This window comes from Desulfovibrio sp. SGI.102 (assembly GCF_050314315.1).
Lineage (GTDB): Bacteria > Desulfobacterota > Desulfovibrionia > Desulfovibrionales > Desulfovibrionaceae > Desulfovibrio.
Window position 1 is genome coordinate 24,709 of record NZ_JBNPNC010000002.1, and the last position, 14,893, is coordinate 39,601.

At 61.2% G+C, this 14,893-nt stretch carries 14 protein-coding genes and 1 tRNA gene; all 15 read right to left on the reverse strand.

Annotated features, from left to right (window positions below):
* Positions 1 to 230 precede the first annotated feature (230 nt).
* On the reverse strand, positions 231 to 2,672 hold the full coding sequence (gene lon / locus ACQRCJ_RS00700; protein ID WP_427799174.1) for an endopeptidase La: 2,442 nt from the start codon (positions 2,670 to 2,672) through the stop codon (positions 231 to 233).
* 234 nt (positions 2,673 to 2,906) lie between these two features.
* Positions 2,907 to 4,184 (reverse strand): ATP-dependent Clp protease ATP-binding subunit ClpX, encoded by a 1,278-nt coding sequence (gene clpX / locus ACQRCJ_RS00705; RefSeq protein WP_168935242.1) that lies wholly within the window; start codon positions 4,182 to 4,184, stop codon positions 2,907 to 2,909.
* Positions 4,185 to 4,187: 3 nt separating this feature from the next.
* Positions 4,188 to 4,790, reverse strand: coding sequence for an ATP-dependent Clp endopeptidase proteolytic subunit ClpP (clpP, locus tag ACQRCJ_RS00710; RefSeq protein ID WP_006008466.1), 603 nt, complete (start codon positions 4,788 to 4,790; stop codon positions 4,188 to 4,190).
* Positions 4,791 to 4,933: 143 nt separating this feature from the next.
* A complete protein-coding gene (gene tig, locus ACQRCJ_RS00715; RefSeq protein ID WP_168935243.1) occupies positions 4,934 to 6,256 on the reverse strand; it encodes a trigger factor in 1,323 nt (440 codons plus the stop codon).
* 601 nt (positions 6,257 to 6,857) lie between these two features.
* Positions 6,858 to 6,941, reverse strand: a tRNA-Leu gene (locus tag ACQRCJ_RS00720).
* Positions 6,942 to 7,205: 264 nt separating this feature from the next.
* Positions 7,206 to 8,264, reverse strand: coding sequence for a selenide, water dikinase SelD (gene selD / locus ACQRCJ_RS00725; RefSeq protein WP_300645450.1), 1,059 nt, complete (start codon positions 8,262 to 8,264; stop codon positions 7,206 to 7,208).
* Between the two features lie 690 nt (positions 8,265 to 8,954).
* Positions 8,955 to 9,359, reverse strand: a complete 405-nt coding sequence (rplQ, locus tag ACQRCJ_RS00730) for a 50S ribosomal protein L17 (RefSeq protein WP_006008455.1) — start codon at positions 9,357 to 9,359, stop codon at positions 8,955 to 8,957.
* Positions 9,349 to 10,392 (reverse strand): DNA-directed RNA polymerase subunit alpha, encoded by a 1,044-nt coding sequence (locus ACQRCJ_RS00735; protein ID WP_006008453.1) that lies wholly within the window; start codon positions 10,390 to 10,392, stop codon positions 9,349 to 9,351. Before ACQRCJ_RS00735 ends, rplQ begins: the two co-directional genes overlap by 11 nt.
* A gap of 11 nt (positions 10,393 to 10,403) precedes the next feature.
* Positions 10,404 to 11,030, reverse strand: coding sequence for a 30S ribosomal protein S4 (rpsD, locus tag ACQRCJ_RS00740; protein ID WP_006008451.1), 627 nt, complete (start codon positions 11,028 to 11,030; stop codon positions 10,404 to 10,406).
* 47 nt (positions 11,031 to 11,077) lie between these two features.
* Entirely contained in the window at positions 11,078 to 11,467 is a 390-nt protein-coding gene (gene rpsK / locus ACQRCJ_RS00745) for a 30S ribosomal protein S11 (protein WP_006008449.1), read from the reverse strand.
* A gap of 45 nt (positions 11,468 to 11,512) precedes the next feature.
* Positions 11,513 to 11,881 carry a 30S ribosomal protein S13 gene (gene rpsM, locus ACQRCJ_RS00750; protein ID WP_040369828.1) on the reverse strand — a complete coding sequence of 123 codons (369 nt, stop codon included), beginning with the start codon at positions 11,879 to 11,881 and terminating at the stop codon, positions 11,513 to 11,515.
* A gap of 15 nt (positions 11,882 to 11,896) precedes the next feature.
* Complete coding sequence (rpmJ, locus tag ACQRCJ_RS00755; protein WP_005027799.1) at positions 11,897 to 12,010, reverse strand: 50S ribosomal protein L36; 114 nt, start codon at positions 12,008 to 12,010, stop codon at positions 11,897 to 11,899.
* Between the two features lie 149 nt (positions 12,011 to 12,159).
* Entirely contained in the window at positions 12,160 to 12,954 is a 795-nt protein-coding gene (gene map / locus ACQRCJ_RS00760; RefSeq protein ID WP_006008446.1) for a type I methionyl aminopeptidase, read from the reverse strand.
* A 25-nt stretch (positions 12,955 to 12,979) separates the two neighbouring features.
* Positions 12,980 to 14,293, reverse strand: a complete 1,314-nt coding sequence (gene secY, locus ACQRCJ_RS00765) for a preprotein translocase subunit SecY (RefSeq protein WP_168935246.1) — start codon at positions 14,291 to 14,293, stop codon at positions 12,980 to 12,982.
* Between the two features lie 119 nt (positions 14,294 to 14,412).
* Entirely contained in the window at positions 14,413 to 14,877 is a 465-nt protein-coding gene (gene rplO / locus ACQRCJ_RS00770) for a 50S ribosomal protein L15 (protein ID WP_006008442.1), read from the reverse strand.
* Between the last annotated feature and the right edge of the window lie 16 nt (positions 14,878 to 14,893).

Here is a 14,893-nt window from a genome sequence, read left to right on the forward strand (position 1 = left end):
CAAAGGTACGCTGCGCACGCACGGCACGCCATACGCACCAAAAACAGGAAGAGGAAGGCACAATGCCTTCCTCTTCCTGTTTTCCCGGTCCACGGGCCGTTGTCCGCTCCCCACCGTCCAGCGGCGGGGACCAGCGGCCCCACCTAAAAAAAGTTTTTTGGAAGGGGGTGCGGGGGAGAACCTTTTGTCCACAAAAGGTTTCCCCCGCTCAAATCCCCCCTACTATCAGCTTATTGCGGTGCAGCGGCACTGCTGTCCTTGTCGCTCTTGCCGGCGCGCAGGCTGAGATACAGCGGCTGGGCTGTGGCGCGACCGGAAAAGATCTCTTCCACGGAAGCGGCCAGGGCATGGGGCAGGACTTCGTCCACATGGTCCATGAAGACGATCTCCAGATCTTCCAGCACCTCGGCGGGCACTTCCTTGAGATCCTTTTCGTTGTCATGCGGCATGAGGACCTTCTTGATGCCGCTGCGGCGGGCAGCCAGCAGCTTTTCCCGCAGGCCGCCGATGGGCAGCACGCGGCCGCGCAGGGAGATCTCGCCGGTCATGGCCACATCGTTGCGCACCGGGATGCCCAGCAGGGCCGAGGTGATGGACGTGGCCAGGGTGATGCCGGCCGAGGGGCCGTCCTTGGGCGTGGCGCCGTCGGGCACATGCACATGGATGTCCACCTTGCGGTGGAAACGCGGGTCAAGGCCCAGGATCTCGGCGCGGGAACGCACATAGGTCAGGGCCGCACGGGCGGACTCGGTCATCACGTCGCCCAGCTGGCCGGTGATGACCACCTGCCCAGAACCGGACATGAGGCTGGTCTCCACCATCAGAATCTCGCCACCGCGCTGGTTGTAGGCCAGACCGGCGCAGACGCCCACCTGGGACTCGCTCTCGCGCTCCTCGTGGCGATACTTCTTGACGCCGAGGAAGGAAGCCAGGTTCTGGCGGGAGATGCTCACGCACTTGTCCAGATCGTTGTCCTCCACCAGACGGATGGCGGTCTTGCGGCACAGGGCGGCGATCTCGCGCTCCAGATTGCGCACGCCCGCTTCACGGGTGTAGGAACGGATGATCTCCAGGATGGCGCCGTCGGACAGCGCGATGTTCTCCGGCTTCAGGCCGTGTTCCTTCACCTGTCGCGGCAGCAGGAAGTTGCGGGCGATCTGGCGCTTTTCCGTCTCCAGATAGCTGTTGAGCTCGATGATCTCCATGCGGTCCAGCAGCGGTGCCGGGATGGTATCCAGCGAGTTGGCCGTGGTGATGAAGAATACCTTGGAGAGGTCGTACTCCAGATCCAGATAGTGGTCCATGAAGGTGTTGTTCTGTTCCGGGTCCAGCACTTCCAGCAGGGCCGAGGCCGGGTCGCCCCGGAAGTCCGAGGTCATCTTGTCGATCTCGTCCAGGCAGAACAGGGGGTTGCTGCTCTTTACCCGTTTCAGGGACTGGATGATCTTGCCGGGCAGGGCGCCCACATAGGTACGGCGATGCCCGCGGATCTCGGCCTCGTCACGCACGCCGCCCAGGGAAAGGCGCACGTATTCGCGTCCCGTGGCCCGGGCCACGCTCTTGGCCAGCGAGGTCTTGCCCACGCCTGGCGGGCCCACGAAGCAGAGGATGGGACCGCGCAGGCCGTTGGATAGCTTCTGCACGGCCAGATATTCCAGGATGCGGTCCTTGGGCTTTTCCAGACCGAAGTGGTCGCCTTCAAGGATGGCACGGGCCTTTTCGATGTCGATATCGATCTCTTTGAGGTCGTTCCAGGGCAGATCCAGCAGCCAGTCCACATAATTGCGCACCACGGTGTATTCCGCGGCCGAGGGCGGCATGCTGCGCAGCTTGCGCAGTTCGGACTGGCAGCGCTCGCGGGCTTCCTGCGGCATGTTGCGGCCTTCGAGCTTCTTTTCCAGCTCGTCCACTTCCGCCTGGGGATCGTCCTCGCGGCCCATCTCCTTGTTGATGGCCTTGAGCTGCTCGCTAAGGTAGTACTCGCGCTGGTTGCGCTCCATCTGCACCTTGACGCGGTTCTTGATGCGCTTTTCCACCGAGGCCAGGGCCACTTCGCCCTGCAAAAGCTCGTACACGCGCTCCAGGCGCTCGGTGACGTCGGCGATCTCCAGCACTTCCTGCTTCTTGCGGTAATCCACCTTGAGGTGGGGCACCACGGCGTCGGCCAGCGGCCCCGCATCGCGCAGGGCCATGATGGACATGAGCGCTTCCTGGGTCAGCTTCTTGTTGTTCTTGGCGTACTCTTCCAGCGCTTCCTGCACGGTACGCACCAGGGCCTCGCGCTCTTCGGGGCGGCTCTCGCTTTCCGGCACGGTGCAGAGCATGGCCATCAGGCAGTTGTCCTCTTCGCGCAGCTCCGTCCAGCGGGCACGGTGCAGGCCTTCGAACAGCACCTTGATGGTGCCGTCGGGCAGGCGCAGCATCTGCAGGACCTTGCAGACGACCCCCACGGGGCTCAGATCATCGGCGCCGGGCTTCTCCACATCGGGCTCGCGCTGGGCCACCAGGAACATCTGCTTGTTGTAGCCGGACTGGGCCAGTTCGATGGCCTTGATGGAGGCTTCGCGCCCCACGAAAAGCGGCATGATGGTACGCGGCAGCATGACCACTTCGCGCAGGGGCATGACCGGCAGCTCGGCAAAAAAGCGCGCTTCGCGCTGGAATTCGGACATAGTGTACCTCGTAAAAGGGCCGCGCGGGCGGCCCGCTCAGCCGTCGGGACGGCCGGGCCGGATGGCCCCGTATATCGTTGAAAGGGGAAGGATCCCTTCTGCCTGCGGCAAAAGCGGATGCTTCCCCCCTTTCAGATCTTGTGACAGCCTGCCCGGGGGCAGGCCCCGGCAAGGTGCGACCGGCAGCAGCAGGCGGGAGCGTCTCCACGCCGTGCGACCATGCCGGAAGCCGGGCTAGTTCAGGCTGGTATCGGCAGCAGCGCCTTCGGCGCTTTCGTCATACAGCAGCACCGGCTCCTTGCCCTTTTCGATGACGGCCCGGTTGATGAGGCATTCCTTGACACCGGGCATGGAGGGCAGGCGGAACATGATGTCCAGCATGGTGCGCTCCATGACGTTGCGCAGGCCGCGCGCGCCGGTCTTGCGCTCGATGGCCCGGGCCGCGATGGCCTTGAGGGCATTGGGCGTGAAGCGCAGCTGCACGTGGTCCAGTTCGAACAGCTTCTGGTACTGGCGCACCAGGGCGTTCTTGGGCTCGGTCAGGATACGCACCAGATCGGCCTCGTCCAGATCGTCCACATGGGTGATGATCGGGATACGGCCCACGAATTCGGGGATCAGACCGAACTTGACCAGGTCCTGGGGCTGGATCTTTTCCAGCAGCTCGCCCAGGGGCATCTCCTTCTTGGAGCAGACCTGGGCGCCGAAGCCCATGGAGCTGCCGCTCATGCGGGAGCCCACGATCTTGTCCAGGCCCACGAAGGCACCGCCCACGATGAACAGGATATTGCTGGTATCCATGCGGATGAATTCCTGCTGGGGATGCTTGCGGCCGCCCTTGGGCGGGATGTTGGCCTCGGTACCTTCGATGATCTTGAGCAGGGCCTGCTGCACGCCTTCACCGGACACGTCACGGGTGATGGAGGGGCCGTCGCTCTTGCGGGAGATCTTGTCGATCTCGTCGATGTAGATGATGCCCTTGCTGGCGGCTTCGATGTCGTAGTCGGCATTCTGCAGCAGCTGCACCAGGATGTTCTCCACATCCTCGCCCACGTAACCGGCTTCGGTCAGGGTCGTGGCGTCGGCGATGGCAAAGGGCACGCGCAGCACCTTGGCCAGGGTCTTGGCCAGCAGGGTCTTGCCGCTGCCGGAGGGACCCACCAGCAGGATGTTGCTCTTTTCCAGTTCCACGTCATCGCCCAGGGCATCGGCGAAGAAGACGCGCTTGTAGTGGTTGTGCACGGCCACGGAGAGGATCTTCTTGGCCTCGGTCTGGCCGATGACGTATTCATCCAGGCGGGCCTTGATCTCCTGCGGCGAGAGCAGGCGCTCGTCGGCCTCCTCCACCTGCTGCTGGACCTTGTCGCGGGCGATGATGTCACCGCAGGCGCGCACGCAGTTGTCGCAGATGCAGGCGTTGTCCTGCACGATAAGGTTGTTCACCTCCAGCTCGCTGCGTCCGCAGAAGGAGCAGCGCAGCGGTTCCTGTCCGGAATTCTTGCTGTTGGACATAGACTAGTTTTTCTCCGTCATATCGCTGCGCGATACCAGTACCCGGTCGATGATGCCGAATTCGAGGGCCTGTTCGGGGGTGAGGAAATTGTCGCGTTCCGTGGCCCGGACCACCTCGTCGTAGCTCTTACCGGTGTTCTCGGCCAGCATGGTGTTCAGGCGTTCCTTGATGCGCAGCATCTCGCGGGCGTGGATGTCCACATCCGTGGCCTGGCCCTGGAAGCCGCCCAGCGGCTGGTGGATCATGATCTGGCTGTTGGGCAGTGCGTAGCGCATGCCCTTCTGCCCGGCAGCCAGCAAAAATGCCCCCATGCTGGCGGCCCGGCCCATGCACACCGTGCTGACGGGCGCGGTGATGTAACGCATGGTGTCGTAGATGGCCAGACCGGCGGTCACGGAGCCGCCGGGAGAATTGATGTACAGGTTGATCTCCTTCTCCGGATCCTGGGATTCCAGGAACAGGAGCTGGGCGCAGACAAGGGAGGCCACAGTGTCGTTCACTTCGCTGCTCAGCAGGATGATGCGATCCTTGAGCAGGCGGGAATAAATATCGTAGGCACGTTCGGAACGGCCCGTGGTTTCGATGACCATGGGGACGAGGGACATGAAAACCTCTCTGTGAGTTAAACCGTATAAATTCGACGCCGCCGCGACGGGAGAACCGCCGCGGCGTACGTCAAAAGCGGACGACGAAGCGTCGCCGGAAAGGTGCGGGAAACATCTGCACCATGGTGCAGACATCGCTCGCTTTAGTTGTTTTCTTCAGTCTTTTCAGCAGCCTTAGGCTCCACTTCCTTCACCTGGGCCTTGGCGTAGATGGCGTCCATGGCCTTGTCGGCCAGGATGCGGTCACGCAGGGTGAAGATCATGCCGCTCTTTTCATAGGCTTCGCGAACCTGCTTGAAGTCTTCGCCGCTGCGCATGCACAGCTGGTAGAGCTGGGCATTGACTTCCTGCTCGTTCACATCCAGGCCTTCCTTCTTGGCGATGGCCAGCAGCAGCACCTGCATGCGGGTGATCTCTTCGGCCTGGGGCTGGACTTCCTTCAGCAGTTCTTCTTCGGTCTTGCCCAGGGAATCCAGGCTCTTGCCCTGGCGTTCCATGCGGGCGCGCATGTCGGCCAGCAGGGTGCGGGCCTGCACGTCCACCATGCTGGGCGGCAGTTCGAATTCCACCATCTTCACCAGCTTGTCCAGCATGGACTTCTGGGCGGAACCCTTGTTCAGGTTGTAGCGGCTGGAGCGGTAGCTTTCGCGGATGCCGGCCTTGAGCTTTTCCACGTTTTCCACGCCCACGGCCTTGGCCAGTTCGTCATCCACGGCGGGCAGCTGACGTTCCTTAATGGCATGCACCTTGACCTTCATGGTCACGGTCTTGCCGGCCAGGTCCTTGGCCAGGAAATCTTCGGGGAAGGTGATGTCGCCTTCGGCTTCGCAACCCAGCTTGATGGTCTTGACCAGGTTTTCGAAATCTTCCAGGGCCTGCTTTTCGCCCAGGGCCAGATCGAAGCCGTCAGCCTTGATGCCTTCCAGGGGCTGGCCGTTTTCGTAGGCGCAGAAGTCGATGTTGGCCACCTGGCCGTCCACGGCCGGGCCGTCGCCGTCCACGGGCACCAGCTTGGCGCGGTCGCGGCGGATGCGTTCCACCACTTCTTCCACTTCAGCGTCGTCCACGATGGTCTTTTCCTGCTCCACTTCCATGCCTTCGTAGGGGGGCAGATCGAAGGTGGGCAGCACTTCGAACTCGATGCTGTAGTTCATGCCCTTGCCGCGTTCCATGACAGGCTCGCCGTCCACCATGTTGATACCGGAGACGGGGGTCACGTCCAGCTTGGACATCACTTCATTGATGTGCACGTTGACGAGGTCCTGACGGGCCTCTTCATAGATGCGGTCGCGGAAACGCTGTTCGATGACGGAAGCGGGCACCTTGCCCTTGCGGAAACCGTCAATCTGCACAGACGTCTTGTACAGGGCGACAGCGCCCATGATGGCGGCTTCCACTTCCTTGGGATCAGTGGTGATGGCAACCTTTTTCTTGACCGGGGACAAATCTTCAACAGTATATTCCACGAGGCGCTCCTTTAACGAAAAGTCTCTTTTTTCCGCCGCGCCCCGGGGATGCCCCGAAGACGACCGCGACCTGGGCCGCACGGCAGTTCTCTGAATGATGATGCGGTGCAGAACACGCATCATCCGGCATGGCGAGCGACTCGCCAGCCACGACAATCGCTTCTCATAGCCCAAAGAAGGGCGGATTTCAAGCGGCTGGACGCCGGTCTCCCGGCAGCTCTCTGCCGTCAAAGATAAGCACGGAAGCGTGCCGGTCAAGATGAAAAGCCGTCCTTTGGCGAAACGGTGAAGAAGGCAGCAGGAGGCGCTCAGGTACAGGCAGAAAGAGGTGAAGGAACAGGGCCGCGGTCTGATGCGGTATGGCCCGTGATGCCACGGCAAGAAGGGATGGACGGAGGATACCCCTTGGCCGGCTCGCCGCAGGCCGGACGGGGAAGGAATATGCAGCAGCATGGCCAGGGAGGACTGCTGCCTGCGCGCTGCTGTGGAGGAATGGAGCTGCTCTGGCTTCCTCTCTGCGCCGGACAAGGAAGGCTTCCTGCACAACAGCCCTCAAAACAAAGACGTCCCACAGCCATGCCGGGGACGTCCTTGCAAATTCTGGTGCGAGAGACGGGACTTGAACCCGTATGGATAAACCGCTGGATTCTAAGTCCAGTGCGTCTACCAATTCCGCCACTCTCGCAAAGATAACTTTTATACCACAGACACCACTTTCCCGCAAGCCTCGGCCAGCCCTCCCCTCAGTACCGGACAGCAGGAAAAAAGGGAAATGGCAACAGTCCCAGAGGGGCCCGATCTTGCCGCCTGGCGAACTGCCGGGAGGCCTCTCTTCCGGGATGCTTTCCTCCCACTGCAATACATGCGGAGAGGATGGGAGGCGTGGAGGAAAGAGAGAGCTTGGGAAATGAGAAAGGGAGAGTCTTCTCCCCGGATCTCCCCTCCCCCGCTAGCGCAGCAGCAGCCGCTTGCCGTCGGGACGCGCCTCCAGCACTTCACCGATCTCCACGGCCATCTCGCCCCTGGCCTCCAGCCAGTCACGCACCGTGGCCAACTCTTCACCCGGCACGGCCAGCACGATACCGCCCGAGGTCTGGGCATCGAATACGATGCTTTCCACTGCCTCATCCACCGAAGGAGCCACGTCCACGGCAGGAGCGCAGTGGGTGCGGTTGAGATGGCTGCCCGCCGGGATGAGGCCCATGCGGGCATACTCCAGAGCGTGGGGCAGCAGCGGCAGGGCTTCCGTCTGCAATGATACGCAGACGCCCGAGGCCTGCGCCATCTCCAGCAGATGCCCGCCCAGCCCAAAACCGGTGATGTCCGTGGCGGCCGGGATGCGGAAGTGGGCGATGGCCTCCCCGGGGATACGGTTGAGACGTCCGCACCAGCGCTGCAGCAGCGCTTCGCTTTCCTCATGATCGTCCCAGCGTGCCTTGACGCCTGTAGCCAGGATGCCCGTGCCCAGCGGCTTGGTCAGCAGCAGACGCAGGCCCGGCCGCAGCTTGTCATTGGCGGCCACATGATCGGGATCGATGATGCCGGTCACGGCCATGCCGTACTTGAGTTCGTCATCCTGCACCGTATGCCCGCCGGCCAGCACGGCCCCGGCTTCTTCCAGGGCATCCATGCCGCCGCGCAGGATATTGGCCAGGATGTTCTCCGGGTCGTTCTCGGTCAGGCAGGTGGGGAAAAAAGCCACGTTCATGGCACACCAGGGCTGCCCGCCCAGTGCGTAGACATCCGACAGGGCATTGCAGGCCGCGATGCGGCCGAACCAGAAGGCATCGTTGACGATGGGCGCCAGGATGTCCACGGTCTGCACGATGGCCTTGCCCGCCGGCATGCGCACGACCACGGCATCCTCGTTGCGGGCACGCCCGGCGATGACGCGCTGCTCCAGATCCGACGATCCACGGGGCGCGAGGCCCCGCAAAAGCTGCTCCAGGGCCCCTGGAGCCATTTTTGCCGCTCAGCCGGCGGCCCGGGCCTTTTCCAGCAACTTCATGATGAACCTCGCTTTGTTGAAAAATGAAAGGATGCCGCACAGGCACAGGCCGTCCATGCCATGAAAGCCCCCCTGCTGGCAAGTCATGACAGAGAAGGGACGACAAAGGTCAGTGGATGGCTGCTTGATAGTATTGAGGGGGCGAGGGGAACTTTTCCTTGCGCCCAAAAGCTTCCCCTCGCCCCCTCAAACTCCTCCCCCACTCCCCTCAAAACGCGCTCATAAAAAAACCAGAAAGACGTGAGGGAGAGATATTCCACCAGGCTGTCCTGCTCTATGGATCTGCCGGCTGCCTCCGGCGTGAGAACCAGGAAGGACAAGGGAACGGGAACGCCTGCAGCGTATGTAAAAAAGGGATAGGGGCTGTCGGTCAGTACAGGCATGTGAGTGCAGAGGCTGCGTTGTCGTGGAGCGCCAAACTTTCCGGACAGCGTGTAGGAATGCAGGCTCCGGGCTGATGCACGGCCGTACGGAGGCGCCGAAAGGGATGGGGATTCCCTCGTCTTGCCGCATATCGGCCGGGCTCCCGGCATGCATACGGAAAGGGGGCCCCCGAAGGGCAGCAAGCCCCCTGCAGGAGGACGTCTTCCTCCCCTGCCAGGCTATTCCCCAAAACGCAAAAAGGCCCCCTTGCGGGGGCCCTTGTATCCTTTTCCCTCGTCCGGCCGGAACCGGACACGGTCATCGGAACTACTCGGCGCTTTCAGCCTTGGCGGGAGCTTCCGTCTTGGCTTCGGGCAGGCGGGTCAGTTCGATGATGGCCATGGGAGCGTTATCGCCCTTGCGGGGCATGGCCAGCTTCATCACGCGGGTGTAACCACCAGGCACACCGGCGAACTGGGGACCAATTTCGTCAAACAGGCGCTTAACCAGAGCGTAGTCGCACAGCACGCGGTAAGCCAGACGGCGGGCGTGCAGGTCGTTGCGCTTGGCCAGGGAGATCAGCGGCTCGACAACGCCGCGGAGTTCCTTGGCTTTCACTTCGGTGGTGCGGATGCGGCCGTGGATAAGCAGCGCCTTGGCGAGATTGTGCAACAGGGCCTTACGGTGCGCAGGCGTCCGCGAAAGTTTTTTGCCGGAATTGCTATGCCTCATTTTGCTGCTTCCTTTTCCAGTCCTGATATTTCTTTTCGAAACCGTCAACCTTCATGCCGAAATCAAGGCCCATGTCGTGCAGGACTTCCTTGATCTCGTCCAGAGATTTACGGCCGAAGTTCTTGGTTTTGAGCATTTCAGCCTCGGAACGCTGCACCAGTTCGCCCACCAGCGCGATGTTGGCACTGCGCAGGCAGTTGGTGGCGCGCACCGAAAGCTCGAGATCGTCGATGCTCTTGAAGAGATGCTCGTTGGTCTCGCCGCTGTCGCTGCTGCCGTGACGCATGTCACCGGACACACGTTCATCGAAGTTGATGAACACCGAGATCTGATCCTTGATGATCTTGGCGCTGTACGCGATGGCATCTTCAGGGGTCAGCGAGCCGTCGGTCCACACTTCGAGAATCAGGCGGTCGTAGTTGGTCATCTGACCCACACGAGCCTGTTCCACAGCGTAGGCGACCTTGCGAACCGGCGAGAAGGAGGAGTCCAGCTTAATCAAACCGATTTCATCGGCCAGACCTTCGTGCATGTCGGCAGGCACATAGCCCTTGCCCATGCGCACTTCAAATTCCATCTCCAGCACCACGTCCTCGGTGAGAGTGGCGATGTGCTGTTCAGGATTGAGCACGGTCACATGCTGATTGGCCTGAATCTGGGCGGCCGTAACAGGCCCTTTGCTGTCAACGCGAAGCGTCAGGCGCTGCGGTTCGTCCGTGTCCATGCGCAGACGCACCTGCTTGATGTTCAGCACCACGTCGGTCACGTCTTCGAGGACGCCGTGGATGGTGGTGAACTCATGCTGCACGCCGGTAATCTTCACAGACACAAAGGCAGCACCCTGCAGGGAGGCAAGCAGCACACGACGCATGGCATTGCCGATGGTGGTGCCGTAACCTCTCTCCAGCGGTTCGCAAACAAACTTGCCGTGCGTGCTGCTGGCCGTGTCTTCGTCGCGCAGGATCTGGTCGGGCTTGACGAGCTCGTTCCAGTTGCGCGCATTGATAAGGCGTTCGCCCTGTTTGATAAGCATGAAGCCCCCGCTTATTTCGAGTAAAGTTCAACGATCAGCTGTTCATTGACCGGGAACTGGATGTCGTCACGCTGCGGCAGAGCCTTCACGGTGCCCTTGAAAGCGGCGCCGTCGGCTTCCAGCCAGGCGGGGCAGCCGCGGCGGGCGATGACTTCCTGGGCTTCGGCCAGAACGGGGATCTTGCGGTTCTTTTCGGGCACTTCGATGGTATCGCCCACGCGCACCTGCAGCGAGGGGATGGTCACCTTGTGGCCATTGAGGGTGAAGATGCCGTGACGCACCAGCTGACGGGCCTGGTTACGGGAGTTGGCGAAACCGAGACGGTACACCACGTTGTCCAGGCGGCGTTCCAGGATCACCAGCAGGTTGGTACCGGTGACGCCCTTCTGCATTTCAGCCTTTTCGAAGTATCCGCGGAACTGCTTTTCCAGGATACCGTAGCTGCGGCGGGTCTTCTGCTTCTCGCGCAGCTGGACAGCGTATTCGCTGACTTTCTTACGCGCACGGCCGTGCTGGCCAGGAGCGTAGGGACGGCGATCATAAGCGCACTTGTCGGTAAAGCAGCGGTCGCCCTTCAGGAAGAGCTTGCAGCCCTCGCGACGGCAAATGCGGCATTTGGCTTCAGTATATTTGGCCATTTGAAGAATCCTCTTGCGTTGATTACCACTGCCTCTCGGGCAGCCAACTACACGCGACGGCGCTTAGGCGGCCGGCAACCATTGTGGGGGATGGGCGTAACGTCGCGGATGAAAGCAACCCGGAAGCCAACAGCGGCAATGGCGCGCATGGCGGCTTCACGACCGGAGCCGGGGCCCTTCACATACACACCCACGGTGCGCATGCCGTTGTCCTGAGCCTTGCGGGCGGCAGTTTCGGCAGCAACCTGGGCAGCGAAGGGGGTGGACTTGCGGGAACCCTTGAAACCGCTCTGGCCGGAAGAGGCCCAGCTGATGGCGTTGCCGCGAGTGTCCGTAAAGGTGATGATGGTATTGTTGAACGAAGCCTGGATGTGGGCAATGCCCACGGGCACGTTCTTCTTTTCTCTTTTCTTGACCACTTTCTTGGGTCTGGCCATGATATTACCTCAATCTGGCTAAATTCGCGTGAAAAGGAATGCGCCCTACTTCTTCTTGCCCACCACACCGCGACGGGGACCCTTGCGGGTACGCGCATTGGTGTGGGTGCGCTGACCGTGCACGGGCAGGCCGCGACGGTGACGCAGGCCACGGAAGCAGCCGATGTCCATGAGGCGCTTGATATTGGTAGAGATCTCGCGACGGAGGTCGCCTTCCACCTTGTAGTTCTGCTCGAGTTCCTTACGGATCTCGTTCACTTCGTCGGCGGAAAGATCATCAATGTTGCGCTCCCAGTTCACACCGGTGGTGCTCAGGATCTGCAGGGCCGTAGCACGGCCGATGCCATAGATATAGGTGAGCGCAATGTCCACACGTTTGCCACGAGGCAAATCAACACCTGCAATTCTCGCCACAGTACGTCTCCTGCCCTAGCCCTGGCGCTGCTTGTGCCGGGGGTTTTCGCAGATAACTCGAAGAACACCCTTGCGCCGGATCACCTTGCACTTGGGGCATATTTTTTTGACGGAAGGTCTGACTTTCATGATTCGTCTCCAATGAGTGGCAAAGCCATCCGGCTTTGCGTGACCAAGGTTTGCCGCTGCCGGAAGCACAACACAAACCCGGTCAATACGGCTGCTCACCGCTCATTAGCAGCGGGAACAGAAACCTTTATCCATCTTTACCTGCTCTGTCAACAACCAATTGTCGTCCGGTTCAGGCCGCGGTCCGAAATGCTCAGGATCCGGGGCCCGTCCGGCGTAATGGCTACACTGTGTTCAAAATGCGCAGCCAGGCGGCGGTCGCGTGTCACAGCAGTCCATTTGTCTTCCAGAACGTCCACCTCGTAGCTGCCGGCGGTGACCATGGGCTCAATGGCGATGACCATGCCGTTACGCAGGGTCAGCCCGCGGCCACCGGGGTGATAGTTGGGGACTTCCGGCTTTTCGTGCATCTTGGCGCCAACTCCGTGGCCCACATACTGACGCACGACATTGAAACCGGCGGCTTCCACATAGTTCTGCACGGCCATACCGATGGCATAGACATCGTTACCGGCACGCGCCTGCTCGATGCCGACATAGAGGCTCTCCTCCGTGACGCGCATGAGCTTGCAGGCTTCCTCGCTCACCTTGCCCACAGGGAAGGTACGCGCAGCGTCGCCCACAAAACCTTCAAAGACCACGCCCATGTCGACGCTGACGATGTCCCCTTCCTCAAGCAGCCGCGGGGAGGGGAAACCGTGGACCACCTGCTCGTTGACCGAGCAGCATGTGGCGTAGGGGTAGCCGTAATAGCCCAAAAAGGCCGGTTTCACTTTATAATCGGCGCACATGTCGCGCGCCAGTTCTTCAAAGCGCATGGTCGTTTCGCCCGGCTTCACGATGTCGCCGATGGCATCCAGGATGTTGGCCACCATACGGTTGGCCTCGCGCAGGCAAGCGATCTCCCGCTCATTTTTGATGAATGCGCCTTGATACTTCTTCATGACTTTCCAGCTCTCTTTGCCAGAATTACATGCGGCCGCCCTTGCGGGCCGCCTTGTTCATCAACCCCTGGTACTGGGTTGAGATCATGTGGGACTCGACCTGATTCATGAAGTCCATGGCCACGCCGACAAGGATCAGCAGGCTGGTACCACCGAAGTAGAACGGCACGTTGAACTTGGCGATCATGAGCATGGGCAGCAGGGAAATGGCCGAGATGTACACCGCGCCGCTCAGGGTCAGACGCGAGAGTACGGTGTCGATGTATTCCTGGGTGCGTTCGCCGGGACGGATGCCGGGGACGAAGCCGCCGTTCTTCTTCAGGTTCTCGGCCATATCCTTCGGGTCGATGATGATGGCCGTGTAGAAGTAGCAGAAGAAGAAGATCAGGACAACATAGAGCACATTGTACAGGACGCCGTGCGGAGCAAAGAAGTCCGTGACCATCCTGACGTATTCATTGGTGGAGAACTGGCCCACCGTGGCCGGGAACAGCAGCAGCGACGAGGCGAAAATGGGCGGGATGACGCCCGCCGTATTAACGCGCAGGGGCAGGTGCGTGTTCTGGCCGCCAAACATCTTGCGTCCGATCTGGCGCTTGGCATAGCTGATGGGGATACGGCGCTGGGCACGCTCCACGAACACGATGGCCGTCAGCACGGCGGCCATGAGCAGCACGATGATGACCGCGAGGAAGATGCTCATGCTGCCGGACTTGATGAGGTCCATGGACTGCATGATGCCGCGCGGGATGCCCACCACGATACCGCAGAAGATGATCAGGGAGATGCCGTTGCCGATACCGCGTTCAGTGATCTGCTCACCCAGCCACATGACGAGCATGGAACCGGCCGTGAAGGTGGCCATGGTCACCATGCGGAAATGCCAGCCCGCATTGAGCACGATGGGCGTGCCGTCGGGGCTGGTCATGGATTCGAGCCCGATGGAGATGAACAGGCCCTGCACCAGGGTGATCAGCACGGTCAGGTAACGGGTGTACTGGGTTATCTTGCGGCGTCCGGCCTGGCCTTCTTCCTTGGCCATGCGCTTGATGTCGGGGCTCACCACCTGCAAAAGCTGCATGATGATGGACGCCGAGATGTAGGGCATGACACCCAGAGCGAAGACGGACACGTTGGACAGGCCGCCACCGGAGAACATGTCGAACATGTCGAACAACGTTCCCGACAGGCTTTTGAAGTACGCGGCCAGGGCCGCGGCATCCACACCGGGGATGGGCACATGCACACCGATTCTGTAGCAGCACAGAAGGAGGAAGGTCCAGCCCAGGCGCTTGGCCAGAGAAGATTGTCCGAGGGGATTAACCGATGCTGATGCCATGAATCACTCGTTACCTTTTACGCTGTAAGGGACGCATATGCGCGGGAGCGTCTTTACCCCGCGCCCATTCCGGCGCGGGGTCAAAGACATCCGCCTGCCGTTACCGGCATGGCGCATAATTACTCAGCCGCTTGCGCAGCTTCAAGTTCGGTGGCTTCGCCGCCGGCGTTGCGGATCTTTTCCGCAGCGGCCTGGCTGAACTTGTGAGCTTCCACCTTGATGGCCGACTTCACTTCGCCGCGGGAAAGCACTTTCACGGGCGCGCCCAGACGGGCCAGGCCGCGGGCGTAGATGTCGTCCAGGGTGATCTCGCTCTTGCCTTCAAAGGCTTCCTGCAGACGGTCCAGATTGATCACGTCGTAGGTCACCTTGAAGGGGAAGTTCTTGAAGCCGTGCTTGGGAAGACGACGCTGCAGGGGCATCTGGCCGCCTTCGAAACCGGGACGCACACCGCCGCCGGCGCGGGCGTTCTGACCCTTGTTACCCTTGCCAGCGGTGCAGCCCAGGCCGGAACCGGAACCACGGCCCACACGACGGCGGGTTTTGCGCTCTTCCGGGAAGGGAAAGAGATTGTGCAGTTGCATGATATATACTCCTCCT

Bases quoted from the DNA above. Each gene is read 5' to 3' on its own strand.
- secY (WP_168935246.1), bottom strand. From the start codon at position 14,293: ATGGCATCAGCATCGGTTAATCCCCTCGGACAATCTTCTCTGGCCAAG.
- lon (WP_427799174.1), bottom strand. From the start codon at position 2,672: ATGTCCGAATTCCAGCGCGAAGCGCGCTTTTTTGCCGAGCTGCCGGTC.
- map (WP_006008446.1), bottom strand. From the start codon at position 12,954: ATGAAGAAGTATCAAGGCGCATTCATCAAAAATGAGCGGGAGATCGCT.
- clpX (WP_168935242.1), bottom strand. From the start codon at position 4,184: ATGTCCAACAGCAAGAATTCCGGACAGGAACCGCTGCGCTGCTCCTTC.
- rpsK (WP_006008449.1), bottom strand. From the start codon at position 11,467: ATGGCCAGACCCAAGAAAGTGGTCAAGAAAAGAGAAAAGAAGAACGTG.
- rplO (WP_006008442.1), bottom strand. From the start codon at position 14,877: ATGCAACTGCACAATCTCTTTCCCTTCCCGGAAGAGCGCAAAACCCGC.
- clpP (WP_006008466.1), bottom strand. From the start codon at position 4,790: ATGTCCCTCGTCCCCATGGTCATCGAAACCACGGGCCGTTCCGAACGT.
- rpsD (WP_006008451.1), bottom strand. From the start codon at position 11,030: ATGGCCAAATATACTGAAGCCAAATGCCGCATTTGCCGTCGCGAGGGC.
- rplQ (WP_006008455.1), bottom strand. From the start codon at position 9,359: ATGAGGCATAGCAATTCCGGCAAAAAACTTTCGCGGACGCCTGCGCAC.
- rpmJ (WP_005027799.1), bottom strand. From the start codon at position 12,010: ATGAAAGTCAGACCTTCCGTCAAAAAAATATGCCCCAAGTGCAAGGTG.
- ACQRCJ_RS00735 (WP_006008453.1), bottom strand. From the start codon at position 10,392: ATGCTTATCAAACAGGGCGAACGCCTTATCAATGCGCGCAACTGGAAC.